The organism is Hydrocarboniphaga sp. (genome assembly GCF_028291725.1).
Lineage (GTDB): Bacteria > Pseudomonadota > Gammaproteobacteria > Nevskiales > Nevskiaceae > Hydrocarboniphaga.
The window spans coordinates 90,386-103,726 of the sequence record NZ_JAQGNT010000042.1 but is presented as its reverse complement, the minus strand read 5'-3'; the positions used below and the strand labels follow the sequence as shown (position 1 = coordinate 103,726).

17 protein-coding genes are annotated in these 13,341 nt (G+C 64.7%); 12 read left to right on the top strand and 5 right to left on the bottom strand.

Annotated features, from left to right (window positions below):
• Window positions 1-19 precede the first annotated feature (19 nt).
• The 3 genes from fliI to JWQ90_RS11675 are packed head-to-tail and all read left to right on the top strand — an operon-like array spanning window position 20 to window position 2,869.
• Window positions 20-1,369 (top strand): flagellar protein export ATPase FliI, encoded by a 1,350-nt coding sequence (gene fliI, locus JWQ90_RS11685; RefSeq protein ID WP_299693849.1) that lies wholly within the window; start codon window positions 20-22, stop codon window positions 1,367-1,369.
• Between the two features lie 28 nt (window positions 1,370-1,397).
• Window positions 1,398-1,820, top strand: a complete 423-nt coding sequence (gene fliJ, locus JWQ90_RS11680; RefSeq protein WP_299693846.1) for a flagellar export protein FliJ — start codon at window positions 1,398-1,400, stop codon at window positions 1,818-1,820.
• A complete protein-coding gene (locus tag JWQ90_RS11675) occupies window positions 1,817-2,869 on the top strand; it encodes a flagellar hook-length control protein FliK (protein ID WP_299693843.1) in 1,053 nt (350 codons plus the stop codon). The genes fliJ and JWQ90_RS11675 overlap by 4 nt, the downstream gene beginning before the upstream one ends.
• Window positions 2,870-2,962: 93 nt before the next feature.
• On the opposite strand, the gene JWQ90_RS11670 is transcribed toward JWQ90_RS11675, so the two are convergent.
• On the bottom strand, window positions 2,963-3,361 hold the full coding sequence (locus JWQ90_RS11670) for a hypothetical protein (protein WP_299693840.1): 399 nt from the start codon (window positions 3,359-3,361) through the stop codon (window positions 2,963-2,965).
• 299 nt (window positions 3,362-3,660) lie between these two features.
• Here JWQ90_RS11670 and JWQ90_RS11665 point away from each other — a divergent pair, with 299 nt between their 5' ends.
• The 8 genes from JWQ90_RS11665 (at window position 3,661) to flhB (ending at window position 8,939) form a co-directional block, all read left to right on the top strand.
• Window positions 3,661-4,227: a flagellar basal body-associated FliL family protein gene (locus tag JWQ90_RS11665; protein ID WP_299693837.1), complete on the top strand. Its 567-nt coding sequence runs from the start codon at window positions 3,661-3,663 to the stop codon at window positions 4,225-4,227.
• Window positions 4,224-5,231, top strand: a complete 1,008-nt coding sequence (gene fliM / locus JWQ90_RS11660) for a flagellar motor switch protein FliM (protein ID WP_299693835.1) — start codon at window positions 4,224-4,226, stop codon at window positions 5,229-5,231. Before JWQ90_RS11665 ends, fliM begins: the two co-directional genes overlap by 4 nt.
• Window positions 5,232-5,296: 65 nt before the next feature.
• Window positions 5,297-5,590, top strand: a complete 294-nt coding sequence (gene fliN, locus JWQ90_RS11655) for a flagellar motor switch protein FliN (protein WP_366919502.1) — start codon at window positions 5,297-5,299, stop codon at window positions 5,588-5,590.
• A 14-nt stretch (window positions 5,591-5,604) separates the two neighbouring features.
• Window positions 5,605-5,946, top strand: a complete 342-nt coding sequence (gene fliO / locus JWQ90_RS11650; protein ID WP_299693829.1) for a flagellar biosynthetic protein FliO — start codon at window positions 5,605-5,607, stop codon at window positions 5,944-5,946.
• 95 nt (window positions 5,947-6,041) lie between these two features.
• Window positions 6,042-6,755, top strand: a complete 714-nt coding sequence (fliP, locus tag JWQ90_RS11645) for a flagellar type III secretion system pore protein FliP (RefSeq protein WP_299693826.1) — start codon at window positions 6,042-6,044, stop codon at window positions 6,753-6,755.
• Window positions 6,752-7,021 (top strand): flagellar biosynthesis protein FliQ, encoded by a 270-nt coding sequence (gene fliQ / locus JWQ90_RS11640; protein ID WP_299693823.1) that lies wholly within the window; start codon window positions 6,752-6,754, stop codon window positions 7,019-7,021. The genes fliP and fliQ overlap by 4 nt, the downstream gene beginning before the upstream one ends.
• Window positions 7,022-7,032: 11 nt before the next feature.
• A complete protein-coding gene (gene fliR, locus JWQ90_RS11635; protein WP_299693820.1) occupies window positions 7,033-7,818 on the top strand; it encodes a flagellar biosynthetic protein FliR in 786 nt (261 codons plus the stop codon).
• Entirely contained in the window at window positions 7,815-8,939 is a 1,125-nt protein-coding gene (gene flhB / locus JWQ90_RS11630) for a flagellar biosynthesis protein FlhB (RefSeq protein ID WP_299693818.1), read from the top strand. Before fliR ends, flhB begins: the two co-directional genes overlap by 4 nt.
• A gap of 5 nt (window positions 8,940-8,944) precedes the next feature.
• On the opposite strand, the gene JWQ90_RS11625 is transcribed toward flhB, so the two are convergent.
• From JWQ90_RS11625 to ychF, 3 genes are all read right to left on the bottom strand, one after another.
• On the bottom strand, window positions 8,945-9,316 hold the full coding sequence (locus JWQ90_RS11625; protein WP_299693815.1) for a class I SAM-dependent methyltransferase: 372 nt from the start codon (window positions 9,314-9,316) through the stop codon (window positions 8,945-8,947).
• A gap of 143 nt (window positions 9,317-9,459) precedes the next feature.
• Window positions 9,460-10,689 (bottom strand): hypothetical protein, encoded by a 1,230-nt coding sequence (locus JWQ90_RS11620; protein WP_299693813.1) that lies wholly within the window; start codon window positions 10,687-10,689, stop codon window positions 9,460-9,462.
• 49 nt (window positions 10,690-10,738) lie between these two features.
• Entirely contained in the window at window positions 10,739-11,833 is a 1,095-nt protein-coding gene (gene ychF / locus JWQ90_RS11615) for a redox-regulated ATPase YchF (protein ID WP_299693811.1), read from the bottom strand.
• A 134-nt stretch (window positions 11,834-11,967) separates the two neighbouring features.
• Between ychF and JWQ90_RS11610 the strand changes: the two genes are divergently transcribed.
• Window positions 11,968-12,531: a hypothetical protein gene (locus JWQ90_RS11610; protein ID WP_299693809.1), complete on the top strand. Its 564-nt coding sequence runs from the start codon at window positions 11,968-11,970 to the stop codon at window positions 12,529-12,531.
• A gap of 181 nt (window positions 12,532-12,712) precedes the next feature.
• On the opposite strand, the gene pth is transcribed toward JWQ90_RS11610, so the two are convergent.
• On the bottom strand, window positions 12,713-13,297 hold the full coding sequence (pth, locus tag JWQ90_RS11605) for an aminoacyl-tRNA hydrolase (protein WP_299693807.1): 585 nt from the start codon (window positions 13,295-13,297) through the stop codon (window positions 12,713-12,715).
• Between the last annotated feature and the right edge of the window lie 44 nt (window positions 13,298-13,341).

The window sequence follows — 13,341 nt, the reverse complement described above, 5'->3', positions numbered from 1 at the left end:
CGGGGGAAGGAGACAGGCAATGAAGGCATCCCCACGCGCCAATCGCGACCTCAAGCTCGTCTCCGCGCTGCGCAATGCGCGCAGCCGTGTCGCCGATGCCCATACCGTCGTCGTCGAAGGCCTGCTGAAGCGCGTCACCGGCCTGACGCTGGAAGCGGTCGGTTGCCAGGTTCGGCTCGGCAGCCGCGTCAGCGTATTGAACGCCGACGGCGGCGCGGTCGAGGCCGAGGTGGTGGGTTTCAACGGCGATCGCACCTACCTGATGCCGATCGGCGATCTGCGCGGCGTGCAGGCGAATGCGCGCGTCGTGCCGCTGGCCAAGACCGTGACGGTGCCAGTCGGTGACGGCCTGCTCGGCCGCGTGCTCGATGGCGAAGGCCGGCCGCTGGACGACATCGGCCGCCTGGTCTGTGACCGCGCGAGCGTAGGCAATACGCCGATCAATCCGCTGCGGCGCGAACCGATCACGGATGTGCTCGACACCGGCGTGCGCGCGATCAATGCGCTGCTGACGGTCGGACGCGGCCAGCGTCTCGGCCTGTTTGCCGGCACCGGCGTCGGCAAGTCGACGCTGCTCGGCATGATGACGCGCTATACCAATGCCGACGTGATCGTCGTCGGCCTGGTCGGCGAGCGTGGCCGTGAAGTGCGTGACTTTCTCGACCATAGCCTGGGTGTCGAGGGCCGCCGTCGCGCGGTCGTCGTCGCAACGCCGGCGGATCGCTCGCCGATGCAGCGTCTGCGCGGCGCCTGGCTGGCCACCTCGATCGCCGAGAGCTTTCGCGACCGCGGCAAGAATGTGCTTTTGCTGATGGATTCCCTGACGCGCGTGGCCCAGGCGCAGCGCGAGATCGGCCTGGCGATCGGCGAGCCGCCGACCACGCGTGGCTATCCGCCGAGCGTGTTTGCGCTGATTCCGAAAATGGTCGAGCGCGCCGGCAACGGCACCGGCGGCGGCGGCTCGATCACCGCGTTCTACACGGTGCTGACCGAAGGAGACGATCCCAACGATCCGATCGCCGACACCGCGCGCGGCGTGCTCGACGGCCACATTCTGCTGTCGCGCTCGATCGCCGAATCCGGTGTGTTTCCGGCGATCGACGTCGAGGCCTCGATCTCGCGTGTGATGCAGAGCATCGTCGCACCCGAGCACCAGCAGCTGGCGCGCCGCTTCCGCGCGCTGGTATCCACGTACCAGCGCAATCGCGACCTGATCGCGATCGGCGCCTATCAGCGCGGAGCCGACCCGCGAGTCGACGAAGCGCTCGCGCTGTGGCCGCGCATCGAGGCTTTTCTGCGCCAGGACGTCAATGAGGGCGCCGACACGCAGGCCAGCCGCAAGGCGCTCGCTGGCATCTTCAATTCCTAAATGACACCGACACAACCCAGGACCCACCATGCTTGAAGAACAGCGTCTGGTACCGATTCAGGAACTCGCCGAAAAGCGCGAGGACGATGCCGCGCGCGATCTCAACGAGGCGCGCAAAGCCCTGACGCTGCGCGAGACCCAACTGCGCGAACTGGAGAACTATCGGGAGCCGCCGGCAACCGCCGTCAGCGCCGAAATGCTGCGCAATCGCGAGGCCTTTCGGCTGCGCCTGAGCGAGGCGATCTGCCAGCAGCGGCGCGCGGTGGAACTGGCGCGGCGCAATGTCGAGACCCAGCGCCAGCGCTGGATCGGCTCGCACCACCAGACCCAGCTGTACGACAAGCTGATCGACCGCGCACGCACCCACGAGCAGACGCAGCAGGATCGGCGCGATCAGCGCGATCTGGATGAAATCGCGCTGCGCATGACCCAGGCGCGGAGTCACTCGTGACCCCAGGCTCCGAGGGCTCCGGTCTCGGTGGCGGCGCTGCGCAGCGAATCGCATCGCCGGCATCGCAGAAGCCGGGCAACTCGCGCGAAACCGGCAGACATGAGCCGTCGAGCGATACGCCCGCGTTCAGCGATTGTCTGAAGGCCCGTACCGCCGAGCGTATGGAGGCGGCTGATGCCGGATCGAAGCCCGAAGCCGTCAGGGAAGAAAAAACGGCCGACGATCAATCGGCCGACGACAAGGCCGATGAAGTCGACAGCGCCGGCGAACCGCAGGGCTTCGGCCTGGTCGCGATGCTGCTGCAGACGATCCTGGCGATGCCGCCGCGCAGTGATCGCGGCGCAGCCGATGCGCCGCCCGATGTCGTCGAGGCGGGCTCGGTTTCCGCCGCGGCCGCGGCATCTTCGGATGCCGCGTTGGCAGCATTGAAAACCGATCTCGGCAAAACCCTTGATACCTCGACAGCCCAGCTCGTCGTTGCGGACGGCGCCACCGCGCATGACACCGTTCCCGATGCCTTGCTGGCGCTGCTGAACGTGCCGGCCTCGGCTGTGACCGGCACCGATCGTGCGGCTGCGGTCGCCGCGCCGGCTACGTCGGCGCAGCCGCCCACGCACGGCGAACTCGCCGAGCCCCTGGCCGAGCGCATCATCTGGATGACCGATACCGCGCGCGCCCAGGGCGGCCAGGCCACGCAGGAAGCGCGGATCAGCCTGCATCCGGCCGAACTCGGCAGCCTGCAGATCCGCATCGAACTCGCTGCCGACGGCAGCACCAAGATTTCATTCGATGTGCAGACGCCGCAGGCCAGACAGGCGATCGAGGCTTCGCTGCCGCTGTTGCGCGACTTGCTGTCGCCGAATGGGGCCAATGCATCGACGACGACGAGTTTCGAGCTCAGCGGCGGCCTTTCGCAGCAACAGCCCCGGCACACACCGAGCTCGTGGGCAACCGCGGGCAACCAGGGATCAGCGGAAGCTTCGGACACTCAGGCCGACGCGCGTCCGGCGCTGCGCACCCGGATCGGCCTGCTGGATCATTTCGCGTAGCGGCGAGACATTTTTTGTAGGTCGGCAATCCCTTGCCGACGTGTCCGCCCCGATCGCTTGAGCACGTCGGCAAGGGATTGCCGACCTACAGGCTCAGCGCTGGATGATCTGCGGATCGCTGTCGATCAGCAGATCGTGCCAGCGGCCCAGCTGCAGGCGCAGGTCCTGCGGCGGCCCGACCAGCATGCCGGCCGCTTCGACCAGGCCGGTGAGGCTCAGGCTGTAGGCGCGTGGCGTGAACAGACGCTGCTGGCAGCTATCTTCGCAGGGATACCCGTTGCTGGCCTCGTAGTGCGTCATGCCCAGGTTCAGGGAAGACTCCGCCCGGTCCAGCCAGTGTTCGCCGGCACGATCGCCGCCGAAGGGCAGGCTCAGGCTCAGGCCGATGCTGTCGATGCCGTCGCTGTCGTAGTTGTTGCCGCTGCCGGCATAGACGGACGGACTGGGCGCGAGGCAGGCGAGGAACAGCGTCATGCCCAGTCTGATCCGCATTGCTTGTCCTCCCGTGCGCCTGGTGCACCGGGCTAGCCGGCCTGCGTGAAGTCTTGCAAAAGAAGCGCCAGGACAGTTCAGCCGGGAGGACCGGCGGCGATCCTGACTGGATCGGCGGGGACCGGCTCTAGACGTCGATTCGACAGCGGCGGCGACGCATTTCCGGCAGGCAGTCGGGATCATCGTGGCCGAACGCGCCGTCAATTTCCCGGCAGCGGGCAGCGGCGATGAGCGCATCGGCCGCCGGAATTGCTGGCACAGCGCTTGTACCAGGGGGGCATCACTACCGGAGTTCCCGCATGGCCCGCGCCGCCACACCCGACGAAGCACCCGCCGCCGCCGCACCCAAGAAAAAGAGCGGCCTGATTCCGCTGCTGCTGTGCACCGTGGTGGGTGCCGCGGCCGCCGGCGGTGGTGTTTTCTTCATGACCAAGCCGGCCTCGCATGGCGGCGGTGAACACAGCGCGGCGGCAGAAGGCGGGCATGAAGCCCCGGCCTCGGCGCACGGCGATGAGCATGGCGGCGAGCACGAGGGCGGTAAACCCGGCGCTGCCCAATACCTGCCGATCGCGCCGGCGATCGTGGTCAACCTCAACGACAACGTGACGATGCGCTATCTGTCGGTCGACATGGAGCTGATGTCGCGCGAGGGCGCCGGCATCGAGGCCGCCAAGCTGCATATGCCGCGCATCCGCAATACGCTGATGATGCTGTTTACCCAGCAGAAGTACGACGATATTGTCGATCGCGAAGGCAAGGAGTCGCTGCAGAAGCAGTCGCTCGCCGCGGTGCAGGCAGTGCTGAAGGAAGAGACCGGCGAGCCGCAGGTACAGGGTCTGTTCTTCACCAATTTCGTGATGCAATGAGCTCTCGCGAGTTGCTATCGCAGGACGAGATCGACGCGCTGCTGCACGGCGTCGATTCCGGTGTGGTCGACACCACGCCGGCACCGGCTGCACCGAACGAGGCGCGCAACTACGACTTCGCAACCCAAGACCGCATCGTCCGCGGTCGCCTGCCGACCTTGGAGATGATCAACGAGCGCTTCGCGCGCCTGTTCCGCATCTCGCTGTTCAACATGCTGCGGCGCACGCCCGAGCTGACCGTGATCGGCATCGAGATGCAGAAGTTCGCCGAGTACACGCACAGCCTGTATGTGCCCACCAGCCTCAACGTGTGCAAGATCAAGCCGCTGCGTGGCAGCGCGCTGTTCATCTTCGAGCCCAAGCTGGTGTTCACCGTCGTCGACAATTTTTTTGGCGGCGATGGCCGCAACGCGATCAAGATCGAAGGCCGTGAATTCACGCCGACCGAGAATCGCGTGATCCAGCTGCTGCTGCGCCAGGTATTCGCCGATCTGCGCGAAGCCTGGTCGCCAGTGATGGATCTGGAATTCGAGTACCAGCAGTCCGAAGTCAATCCGCACTTCGCCAACATCGTCAGCCCGTCCGAGATCGTGGTGGTGTCGCGCTTCAAGATCGATCTTGAAGGCGGCTCCGGCCATCTGCACGTGACGATTCCGTACTCGATGATCGAGCCGATCCGCGACCAGCTCGACGCCGGCCTGCAGTCGGATCGCGCCGAGCGCGACGAGCGCTGGACGCAGGCGCTGGAAATGCAGATCAAGGACACCGAAGTCGCGGTCGAGAGCCAGCTCGCGACCGCGACCATCAGCCTGCGCCAGCTGATGAATCTTAAAGCCGGCGATGTCGTGCCGATCAACATGCCCAAGACCGTCGATCTCTACGTGGAAGACATGCCGGTCTTCCGCGGCACTTTCGGCGTAGCCAACGGCCGCAACGCGGTGCGCGTCACCGACGTCATCCGCAGAACCGCTCCCCTCAAACTCGCTATCGGACCTCGCCAGTGAACAATCCTCTGACCAATCCACTGACCGCCTCTGCGCAGGAATTGCCGCGCGCCAGCTTTCAGAACCTGCAAAACGATCCCGGCGCAATCAACGACGGCGAACAAAGCCTCGACGTGATTCTCGACGTGTCGGTGACGCTGTCGATGGAAGTCGGCCGCGCGCGCATCCCGATCCGCAACCTGCTGCAGCTGAACCCGGGCTCGGTGGTCGAGCTCGAACGCGCCGCCGGTGAGCCGCTCGACGTCTACGTCAACGGCACGCTGATCGCGCATGGTGAAGTGGTGGTGATCAACGATCGCTTCGGCGTGCGCCTGACCGACGTGGTCAGCCCGACCGATCGCATCCGCAAGCTGCGTTAGACGAGCACCGCCGCGTGGAAACATCGAGTCTGATGCAGTCGCTGTTGAGCCTGATGCTGGTGATCGGCGCGATCTTTCTGCTCGCGTGGATCCTGCGCCGGGTGCAGAACCTGCGGCCCAAGGGGACCGGGGCGCTGCGTGTGCACAGCGGCCTGTCGGTCGGCAATCGCGAGCGCGTTTTGTGGATCGAGGCCGGGGGCCAGCATCTGCTGATCGGGGTTGCGCCGGGCCGAATCAATACGCTGCATGTGTTCGATTCGGCGCCAGAGTCGGCGGATATCGCGCCGGCATCGGGTCCGGCTGCGCCGAACTTCGGCGAGCTGCTGAAGAAGGCGCTGGGCAGGGAAGCGCAATGAATGTCCTCGTCTCCGGTAGGGCGGGTCTGGACCCGCCGCTCTCCTCGATGGGCGTACAAAGCGGCGGGTCACGACCCGCCCTACGCTGGGCTGCGATGCTGCTGATCTTGTTCGCGCCGTTCGCCGATGCGGCCGGCTTGCCGGCAGTCAACGTCGTCCCCGCCGCCGGCGGCGGCCAGACGTACTCGCTGAGCATCCAGACACTGATTCTGATGACCAGCATCACGCTGCTGCCGGCAGCCTTGCTGATGATGAGTTCGTTTACGCGCATCATCGTCGTGCTCGGCCTGCTGCGCCAGGCGCTGGGTACCGGCAATACGCCGTCCAACCAGATCCTGGTCGGGCTGGCGCTGTTTCTGACGCTGTTCATCATGAGCCCGACCTTGGACGCGATCTACACCAGCGCAGCCAAGCCCTACCTCGACGGCCAGATGGAGTTCGAGCCCGCACTGCAGACCGGCGTGAAGCCGCTGCGCGAGTTCATGCTGACGCAGACCCGCGACAACGACCTGATGACCTTCACGCGCATCGCCGGCCTGCCGGGCTTCGAGACGCCGGAGGATGTGCCGTTCCGCGTGCTTGCGCCGGCCTTCATGACCAGCGAGCTGACCACGGCGTTCGAGATCGGATTTCTGCTGTTCATCCCGTTCATCATCATCGACCTGATCGTCTCGAGCGTGCTGATGAGCATGGGCATGATGATGCTGTCGCCGATGCTGATCAGTCTGCCGTTCAAGCTGATGCTGTTCGTACTCGTCGACGGCTGGAGCCTGGTGATGGGCTCGCTGGCCGGGAGCTTCATCAAATGACGCCGGAAGAAGTCATGACCCAGGGCCAGCAGGCGCTGCAGCTGGCGCTGATGATCGGTGCGCCGATGCTGCTGGTGGCGCTGGCGATAGGCCTGCTGGTCGGCATGTTCCAGGCCGCGACCCAGATCAACGAGGCGACGCTGTCGTTCATCCCGAAAGTCATCGCGATGTCGGCGGTGCTGGTGTTCATGGGCCCGTGGATGTTGCGGCTGCTGACCGAGTTCACGCGGCGGCTGATCGAAAGCATCCCGGCGCTGGTTCACTAAAAAAGCGCAGCGTGGACATCACCGACGCGCAACTGCAGGGCTGGATTCAGGCCGCGCTGTTTCCGCTGGCGCGCATCGGCGGCCTGCTGATCAGCGCGCCGGTGCTCGGCGACAAGTCTTCTCCCGGCCGCGTTCGCCTGATGCTGGCCCTGGCGCTGACGCTGATCCTCGCGCCGCTGCTGCCGCATACGCCGCCACTGGCCGCGTTCACCGCGGTCTGGTGGCTGCGCATGGCGCAGGAAACCCTGCTCGGCATCATGCTCGGCTTCGTGCTGAAACTGGTCTTCGAGGCCGTGGTGCTCGGCGGCGAACTGATCGGCAACAGCATGGGCCTCGGCTTTGCGCGCATGGCCGACCCGATCCGCGGCACCGACGCTCCGGTGATCGGCCAGTTCCTGCATCTGATTGCGATGCTGTTGTTCCTGACGCTCGACGGCCATCTGCGCCTGATCGAGTTGCTGGCAACCAGCTTCAATGTCGCACCCGATGCCAGCGCAGTGCTCGGCGCCCGCAGTTTCGAAGCGCTGGCCAACAGCGGCGTGAGTATGTTCGCGGGCGCCGTCTCGCTGGCGCTGCCGACGATGTCGGCACTGCTGCTGGTCAATCTCGCGTTCGGCGTGATGAGCCGATCCGCGCCGACTTTAAACGGCCTTTCGGTAGGCTTTCCCTTGTCGCTGATCGCCGGCATGGTGCTGCTGCGGGTCGATCTGCCGAGCCTGCGCCACGTGTTCACCAACCAGCTCGATCAGGCCTGGACTTTCCTGTCCGCGATGATCGGCGTCGGCGTGGCGCCATGAGCGCCAGCACCCAGGACAAGACCGAAAAAGCCACACCCAAGCGCGAACGCGAGGCGCGCAAAAAAGGCCAGGTGGCGCGATCGCGCGAGTTGTCGACCGCGCTGGTGGTGGGCGTGTCGATGATCGGGCTGCTGGCGCTCGGGCACAAGCTGGCGGGGCAGGGCCTGAGCCTGATGCGCGAGAGCCTAAGCTTCGATCCGCGGTTGCTGGAAGATCCGACACGCGTGATCGGTATGCTGTTCCTGCGCCTGTCCGATGCGCTGATCGCGATCGCGCCGCTGCTCGGCGCGAGCCTGCTGGCGGCGCTGATCTCGCCCGCGCTGATCGGCGGCTGGAACTTCAGCGCCCAGGCTTTTCAGCCGAAGTTTTCGCGGATCAATCCGCTGTCCGGTCTGGCCAGAATGGTGTCGGCGAATGCGCTGGTCGAACTCAGCAAGAGCCTGCTGAAATTCGGCGTGCTCGGTGCGGTCGGCTGGCTGTATATCTGGGGCCATCGCGAACAGCTGATGAAGCTGGCGATGCTCGATCTGGGCGCCGCGATCGCGCAATCCTTGTCTTTGGCACTGTGGTGCGTGGTGTGGATGACGGGGGCGCTGATGGTGGTCGCGATGGTCGACGCGCCCTACCAGTGGTGGAAGCACAACAAAGAGATGCGCATGACCAAAAAGGAAGTGCGCGACGAGATGAAAGAGTCCGACGGCCGGCCCGAAGTCAAGGCCAAGATCCGCCAGCTGCAGCAGCAGATGTCGCGCGCGCGGATGATGGAGAAGGTACCGAGCGCCGACGTCGTCATCACCAACCCGACGCACTACGCGGTCGCCATCCGCTACAGCGCCGGCAAGATGCGCGCGCCGATCGTCGTCGCCAAGGGCGCCGGCGTGATCGCCGCCGCGATCCGCGAACTGGCGGCGCAGAACAAGGTTCCGCTGGTATCGGCACCACCGCTGGCGCGCGCGCTGTATCGCAGCGTCGAGCTGGACAAGGAGATCCCGAGTCAGCTGTATCAGTCGGTCGCTGCGGTGCTGACGTATCTGTATCAGCTGCGCGCAGGCACGCTGCGCAGCTCGCCGGATTTCACCGCGCCGGTACCCGGCGGCGAGCCCGATATGGACGCCCGATAAACTTTTTAATCCAGCATTCTCCAACGATCAATGCCTGCTACAGCTGCCAAGTCGAACGCGTCGCTGTGCTCGTAGCGAATGCGCTCGTCGGCGGTGTCAGCGCGCGCAATCGCCAGCAGGTCGTCGCTGAGGTCGACGCCGGTGGCCGACGTGAACGCCGCCTCTTTGATGACATGACGGAGCACTTCGCTGCGACCGCAGCCGGACTCGACCAGCCGGGTGATGCTGCGCTCACGGGCCGTCGCGGTAAGCCGGCTGACGACATCGGCGTGGTATGGCAGGAACTGCTTGTGGAAGCGCTCGCCGAGGTTCAGATAGAGCAGGGCGCCTTCGCGGCCCTGCCAGAACTTCTTGTGAATTGGCTGCAGTACGCTCAAGTCGCCGCGGCTCGAAGCGGTTCAGCTGATTGAAGGCGAAAGTAGATCGACGCAAGCCTGCACGGCGTCAAGCTTGCGTCAGCGAATCCACCGACGCCAGCCAGTCCTGGCACACTTATTACAGCCGTTGCGACCAAAAGCTTTCAATTCGCCGCGGACGGTTTCGCTGGCTCAGCCGGCGCATCGTTGCCTGGCTGCTTTGAAAGTAAAAACTCGGCCTTCTTCGCATCAAGGTCGATCAAATACAGCTCGCCGGGTTTGTCCTTGCCGCTAACTTCCACGATCAGTTTGTGACTATCCGGTGTAGAACTCATCACGCGCAAATTCTGATTGCCGAAGCTCTTTTGCAGCGAGCGGTAGGCTTTGGCTTCGAAGCTGTCGGGTTCAAGGAACACCGGCGGATGATTGCCTTTGTATCCGACTACGATCGGCGCCCCCCCAGCGCGCGCGAATACAATGTTGCCCCGCGTGAGCGGCTCGTCGCAAGCGACTACGCGCACAGTCGCGTTGGTCAAGTCGCGTGCGATCAGGCAGCCATCAGGGCTACGGATCAGGTACGCGGTCGCGCCATTGGCGCTGACTCCAAGCAGCTCGGTATGCTCGTCCGTGCCGGAATTTTCGACCGGTTCCCAACGGTCTCCGTTAGGGATTAATTCGACAAACTCGTCACTGGGTTTCAACACGATGGGTCTGACCGCAATCGCGTAGCGCGGGCGGCCAGCATCGTCAGTCGCGATTTGCCCCGCGGGGGTCCTTAAACCACCGGTAGTCCTGTGAGTTCGGAACCAGCTGTAATTCGCAGAACCTACCGTACGGCGCGTGGCGGTCGCCAGATCGATTTCGGCGAGTTGAAAAGCGGGTTCGCTTCGAAGGATGACGACCAATATATGGTTTGGGTCCAGCGGCAGTGGATCGACCATTAAAGCTATGCCACCCTCTTGCTTGGCGCCGCCCAGATGAGTGCCTGTGTGGGCGTCGCCGTTGCGACCATAGAGGTAGGTGGTTCCCGAGCCTTCCGCGTCAAAGGCGTAAAGCTCGCCGCTCTGCGAGTCGTCGAAATCGCCGGTTTTGCTGACAACCAGCTTGTCGTCTGATGCCCACCAGACTCCTTCGATCGAATGGTCCGAGGTGAATTTGAGTGATCGCGTGGGCTTCATAGTCTTCAGGTTGACTACGCTGAGAATCTTGGCCCCGTTGTCGTGAGAGACAATGCCCAAGTAAGTGCCCTTAGCCGAAAGCAGAGCCTGGTCGTACTGGCTTGCCGTCGAGGAGTCGGATGCCGCTCCGGACGTCGCGTCACCAGCTGTGGCAGGAAGTATGGAGCCGACACACAGACCGGCACAGAGCAAAGCGGTGCCCGTGATTTTGATCATCGTTTTATCTCCAGGAGCAGGTCAGCGGACATTGACGATCGCTGATATTTCAGACGTTGAACCGGAAGTGCAGCACGTCGCCTTCCTTGACGATGTAGTCCTTGCCCTCTAACCGCCAGCGGCCCGCTTCCTTGGCGCCGGCTTCGCCCTTGTACTGGATGAAGTCGGCGTAGCTGATGGTCTCGGCGCGGATGAAGCCCTTCTCGAAATCGGTGTGGATCACGCCGGCTGCCTGTGGTGCCGTGGCACCGACCCTGACCGTCCAGGCGCGCACTTCCTGCACGCCGGCGGTGAAATAGGTCTGCAGGCCGAGCAGCTTGTAGGCGGCGCGGATCACGCGGTTCAGGCCGGGTTCTTCCAGGCCCAGATCCCTCAGGAACTCGGCCTTGTCGGCCTCGTCGAGCTGGCCGATTTCGGCTTCGATCGCGGCGCAGACCGGCACCACGTCGGCGTGCTCCTCGGTGGCCAGCGCGCGCACCGCTTTCAAGTATTCGTTCTCGACCGTCAGCCCGGCTTCGTCGACGTTGGCGATGTACAGCAGCGGCTTGGCGGTGATCAGGTTGAGGTCGCGGATCGCGGCCTTCTGGTCGGTGTCCAGCGCCAGCGCGCGCACCGGCAGCGCCTGGTCGAGCTGCGCGATGCATAGCTTCAGCACCTCGACGCGCGCAATTGCGGCCTTGTCGCCGGTCTTGGCGACCTTGGCCGCGCGGTCGTGGGCGCGGGTCACCGCGTCGAGATCGGCCAGCGCGAGTTCGGTGTTGATGATGCCGATGTCGCGCAGCGGATCGACGCTGCCTGAGACGTGGATGATGTCGTCGTTGGCGAAGCAGCGCGTCACGTGGGTGATCGCGTCGGTGTCGCGGATGTGCTGCAGGAACTGGTTGCCCAGGCCTTCGCCCTTGCTGGCGCCGGCGACCAGGCCGGCGATGTCGACGAACTCGACCGCGGCAGGAAGAACCCGCTGCGGCTTGACGATCGCCGACAGCGCCGCGAGACGCAGGTCGGGTACGCCGACGATGCCGACGTTCGGCTCGATGGTACAGAACGGATAATTCTCCGCCGGGATCTGCGCCTTGGTCAGCGCATTGAAGAGGGTGGACTTGCCGACGTTAGGCAGGCCGACGATGCCGCATTTGATGCCCAAGGGAGATTCCTGTCCGTAGCATTGAGGCGAAACGCGCCCATTGAAGGCGCCCATTGACCCGGGCGCTTGTAACCGCCGCGCGGCGGGTGCTAAACAGGCGTCCGCGATATTCGTTGGAATAGTTGGAGAACGCCATGAGACAAACCAGCGCGACAGCGGCCCCTATTATCCCCGTTTTTGTGCGTCGTTTCGGCATCGCGCTGCTTTTGTCGATGCTGGCGTCCGGCGCGGTTCGCGCACAGAGCGCCTACAGCCTGCGGATGACGCTCGATTACCAGGGCAAGACCTACGAGGTCGCGCCCACCAGCCTGCCCTCGGACCAGCGAACCGAGCTGAGCGTGAGCCCGGTCGGCGCGCTGCGTGTCTATGTCCGCGCGATCGGCCTGCCGGGTGTAGCCGGCCAGGCGCTGATGGATATGCAGATCTATCAGCCGCGCAATGGCAGCCAGGCGCAGCTCAGCTCGTTCACGATGCCGGTCTATCTGGGCACCAGCAATTCCAGCCAGATGAAGACCGTCTACGGCGATCTGAACGTGAATGCCTATGTCGATCTGGCCAGCGCTGGCGCCGGCGGCTCCACCGTGCCCGCTGCCGCGCCACCGCGTGCGACGCAGACGCCCTTGAACATGGGAGAGCCGGTGCGTCCGCAGGCGCTGCCGGCGCCGCTGCCATCGCCGTTGCCGGCCCCCGGCGGCTAGCGTGCCGTCCCGCAAATTCGCACCATAATTCGGCGCGTCTTTCGGCGCCCAGCGGCGTTGCTCCTCCTCACCATAGCGACGACTTAGGTTGGTAGTTGGTAGGTTGGGGTGAGCCTTGCGAACCCCAACATTCGTTCGCGCCGATGTTGGGGCTCGCAAGGCTCACCCCAACCTACAGTGGCTACGTCGGGGTATGCAGCTGCTGCAGCCCCTTGTCCCAGGTCGTCGCCAGCCAGGTTTCGACGGCGTCGGCGGCGCGAGCCAGGCCGTCGAAAATGGCTTCCTCGTCCGCTTTGGACGGGCGCCCCAGCACGTAGTCCAGCACCAGGTTCTTGTCGCCAGGGTGGCCGATGCCGATGCGCAGCCGGCGGTAAGCCTCGCCCTGCGATTTGTGGATGTCGCGCAGGCCGTTGTGGCCGCCGTGGCCGCCGCCGAGCTTGAGCCTCATCGCGCCGGCGGGCAGGTCGAGTTCGTCGTGCGCGACCAGTAGCTGGTCCGGCGTCAGCTTGTAGAAGTTGGCCAGCGCGGCGGCCGCCTGGCCGCTGCGATTCATGAAGGTCATCGGTTTGAGCAGCAGCACGTCGGTGCCGGCGATCTTCACCCGCGCGGTCGCGCCGAAGAACTTCGATTCGCTGCGAAAGTCCGCACGGAACCGGTCCGCGATCAGATCCGCGAACCAGAAACCGGCGTTGTGACGCGTGCGCTGATATTCCGCGCCCGGATTACCCAGGCCGACGATGGCGATGATTTTTTTATCTTCAGGCATGGCGCAACGCTAACAAAAAAGCCCCGCCGATGAGGGCGGGGCTT

What these genes read in the sequence shown, in the direction of transcription:
- fliQ (WP_299693823.1), top strand. Translation starts at nt 6,752, where the DNA reads ATGACGCCGGAAGAAGTCATGACCCAGGGCCAGCAGGCGCTGCAGCTG.
- JWQ90_RS11670 (WP_299693840.1), bottom strand. Translation starts at nt 3,361, where the DNA reads ATGCGGATCAGACTGGGCATGACGCTGTTCCTCGCCTGCCTCGCGCCC.
- fliM (WP_299693835.1), top strand. Translation starts at nt 4,224, where the DNA reads ATGAGCTCTCGCGAGTTGCTATCGCAGGACGAGATCGACGCGCTGCTG.
- pth (WP_299693807.1), bottom strand. Translation starts at nt 13,297, where the DNA reads ATGCCTGAAGATAAAAAAATCATCGCCATCGTCGGCCTGGGTAATCCG.
- flhB (WP_299693818.1), top strand. Translation starts at nt 7,815, where the DNA reads ATGAGCGCCAGCACCCAGGACAAGACCGAAAAAGCCACACCCAAGCGC.
- JWQ90_RS11610 (WP_299693809.1), top strand. Translation starts at nt 11,968, where the DNA reads ATGAGACAAACCAGCGCGACAGCGGCCCCTATTATCCCCGTTTTTGTG.
- JWQ90_RS11665 (WP_299693837.1), top strand. Translation starts at nt 3,661, where the DNA reads ATGGCCCGCGCCGCCACACCCGACGAAGCACCCGCCGCCGCCGCACCC.
- fliI (WP_299693849.1), top strand. Translation starts at nt 20, where the DNA reads ATGAAGGCATCCCCACGCGCCAATCGCGACCTCAAGCTCGTCTCCGCG.
- JWQ90_RS11620 (WP_299693813.1), bottom strand. Translation starts at nt 10,689, where the DNA reads ATGATCAAAATCACGGGCACCGCTTTGCTCTGTGCCGGTCTGTGTGTC.
- fliJ (WP_299693846.1), top strand. Translation starts at nt 1,398, where the DNA reads ATGCTTGAAGAACAGCGTCTGGTACCGATTCAGGAACTCGCCGAAAAG.
- fliP (WP_299693826.1), top strand. Translation starts at nt 6,042, where the DNA reads ATGCTGCTGATCTTGTTCGCGCCGTTCGCCGATGCGGCCGGCTTGCCG.